The organism is Arthrobacter sp., assembly GCF_031988865.1.
Taxonomy (GTDB): domain Bacteria; phylum Actinomycetota; class Actinomycetes; order Actinomycetales; family Micrococcaceae; genus Arthrobacter_B.
Map to the genome: position 1 here is coordinate 2,213 of NZ_DALZXY010000149.1, position 2,453 is coordinate 4,665.

A 2,453-nucleotide genomic window follows, 5' to 3' on the forward strand; every position below is an offset into this window, starting at 1 on the left:
ACGGGATTCCACTTCTCCGCCGGTACGGGATTCCACCAGGCGGCGAGCCGGCAAGACGGCAAACTCCACATCACCAACGGGCTTCGTCCCGCCCTTGGCACCGTCGCCACCACCGCCGAGACCCCCAACCGTGCAAAACCAGCAACCGGCCCGCACGACGCCGGATCCCCCACGGATGCGCCACTTGGCACGTGGCGCGCATGAAACGGGTATCTCAGAGACAGGCACGCCAGGTGTAGGAATATCGGTCACCGGGTTGGAGGCAGTGTCGCCAGGTACGGCTCCTGCACCAGCACTCCAGTCATTCCCAACACCACAGCCGAAGCCAGCACCTCCGGCCACAGAACCCAGCGGCCCCCGTTACAGACACCTCGATGCCCTCCGCCGCGTATCCGTCACAGTTCTGGTCGCTGGTTCTACAGGCTCGGCCTATTTCCTGACCCGGACCGCCGACGGATTCCCGGCCCTGCCCGCGGGATCCGGATTCCTGAATGAGTCCAGTTCGTTCCTGGCTGTAGTCCCTTATGCCTGGGCGGCGTGGCTGCCCGTTTTCGCCGGGGCCCTGGCCTACGCGGTTTACCAGTGGCTGCCCGCACAACGTAACAACCCGCGACACGGGTGGATCGGCTGGGCGATAGCGGCCGCCGTCGTTCTGGGGACCCTTTGGCTTTGGACCGCAGTACTAGGAAGCCCGGCCATGGCTTTCTGGGTGGCAGCCCTCCAGATGGCGGCGGGGCTCACGACGATCCACTGGATTAATGGCTGGCCGCCGTCAACGCGGGGTGAACATCTTACCGCTGATGTGCCCGTCGGAGCGTTTCTCGGCGTCTCGATCCTGGCGCTGCTAGCCTCGCTGGGCGGCTGGCTCGTGCGGGGCAATTCCGACGTCGCAGGCTGGGGTGCAGAAGCCTGGACCCTCGTAGCGCTGGTCGCCGTCGTCCTCGGCGTCACCACGGTCTGCATGACGGACCGGGGACACCTGACCGTCGCACTGACTGTGGTCTGGGGGCTCGGCTGGATGGGTATTGCCCGCTTGTTGGAGAGTCCGGCCGCAGTGTGGCCTGCAGTGGCTGCCTTCGCAGCAGCTTTCCTCATCCTCGTTTCGGCGAGCTCACGACGCCACCAAGTGGACCATGCCCGCCGCCTGGCGCACCGCCGGTGGCTTAGAGCGGAGTCCAGCGCCCGCGCTGCCGGCGAAGTACGCGAAGCTGTTCGCACCTAGCGACCTGCTCGACGGCGTGCCGCATGTTCATTGCCGCACGCCGCGCCTGGGAGTTTTCAATCCCGTATTCATTGGCCGGAACCATGAACCGCAGGGTGATCCGCGGAACGCCGGACACAATGTCCAGCTGATTCGCTTCCACGTGGTGACTCGTCTCCAGGGCTTCGACGGCTGCCTCCATGACGGCTTCCGGTGGGTTTCCGGGCCGGAGCCCGAGGATGTTCAGCTGGACTCGGAAGGAAGGCATCCTCCAACGTTAGACGGCGTTCCAAGGTTAGGCCGCGACGGCGGTTTCCCCGCTCTCCGCTGCAGGTCCAAGTCAGTCCAGGTCCAGTGCCTCAGCGCGACTGGTCCTCCGGATCGAAGGAGGACAGCGGATCGCCGCCGCCGTGGGCGGGGTCGTCGCTGCCGTCTTCCAACGGGTCAATGCTCGGATCACCGAAGTCGACGTCGCGGGCTGCCTCGCCAATCGTGGGTTCGTCCGGCGGGATCTGGGAGTCGCCCTCTTCGTAGCGTTCCACGCGGGTTTCGTCCCGGAGGGTCTGGTCGGAGTCCACACCGGGCTCGCCGGCGAACGGTTCCTCGTTGATCAGCGGATCATCCTGCCACGCATCGGGGTTGTCCTCGGCCGCACCGGGGTAGGAAAGCTCTTCGGCGGCCATCAGGTCATCCTCATCGAGCAGCTCTTCTCCTGAGACCACGGACAGCTCATCGGGTGTCACTATCGATTCCAGGTCATCTGCCAGGGCCGGGTTGTCGCTGTGGTCCGGATTCTGTTCACTCATCTGGGTTGCACCTTTCGATCGGGACGCCGTGAAGCGTTCACAATTCGATACTAAGCCTACTGAGCACTGAACAGTGAACTCAGGCCGGGGTGCTGCAGGACAAGCGGGGCAGGCAGGGCTGGAGGGCTGGCCGGGACGGGAGTCGCCTGGCCGGACGGGCGGGACCGGCTAGGCGTGGCGGGGCCTGGCCGGACGGGACCGGCTAGGCGGGACTGCCTCGGGTCACCCGGCGAGGGGCAGTCCCGCATCAATTCAGCGCAGCGCCGAAACCCCGGTAATTTCCCGGCCGGTTATGAGGCTGTTGATCTCGTAGGAACCCTCATAGGTATAAATCGCCTCAGCGTCCGCGAAGATCTTCGCCATCCTGTAATCGGTGACAATTCCGTTGCCGCCCAGCAGCCCGCGCCCCAGCGACACCGTCTCGCGCATCAGCCTGCTGGCATAGG

At 65.3% G+C, this 2,453-nt stretch carries 5 protein-coding genes; 2 read left to right on the plus strand and 3 right to left on the minus strand.

Going from position 1 to position 2,453, the window contains the following annotated elements; genetic code table 11:
• Nucleotides 1-204 (plus strand): hypothetical protein (locus RTN46_RS16520; protein ID WP_312183029.1); only part of this gene is annotated, 204 nt, incomplete at its 5' end.
• Nucleotides 205-697: 493 nt separating this feature from the next.
• Complete coding sequence (locus RTN46_RS16525; protein WP_312183031.1) at nt 698-1,222, plus strand: hypothetical protein; 525 nt, start codon at nt 698-700, stop codon at nt 1,220-1,222.
• Here RTN46_RS16525 and RTN46_RS16530 read toward each other — a convergent pair.
• From RTN46_RS16530 to RTN46_RS16540, 3 genes are all read right to left on the minus strand, one after another.
• Nucleotides 1,164-1,469: a hypothetical protein gene (locus RTN46_RS16530; RefSeq protein WP_312183033.1), complete on the minus strand. Its 306-nt coding sequence runs from the start codon at nt 1,467-1,469 to the stop codon at nt 1,164-1,166. The two genes, RTN46_RS16525 and RTN46_RS16530, sit on opposite strands and share 59 nt — an antisense overlap.
• Nucleotides 1,470-1,560: 91 nt before the next feature.
• Complete coding sequence (locus tag RTN46_RS16535) at nt 1,561-2,007, minus strand: hypothetical protein (RefSeq protein ID WP_312183035.1); 447 nt, start codon at nt 2,005-2,007, stop codon at nt 1,561-1,563.
• Nucleotides 2,008-2,259: 252 nt separating this feature from the next.
• Nucleotides 2,260-2,453 (minus strand): acyl-CoA dehydrogenase family protein (locus RTN46_RS16540; RefSeq protein WP_312183037.1); only part of this gene is annotated, 194 nt, incomplete at its 5' end.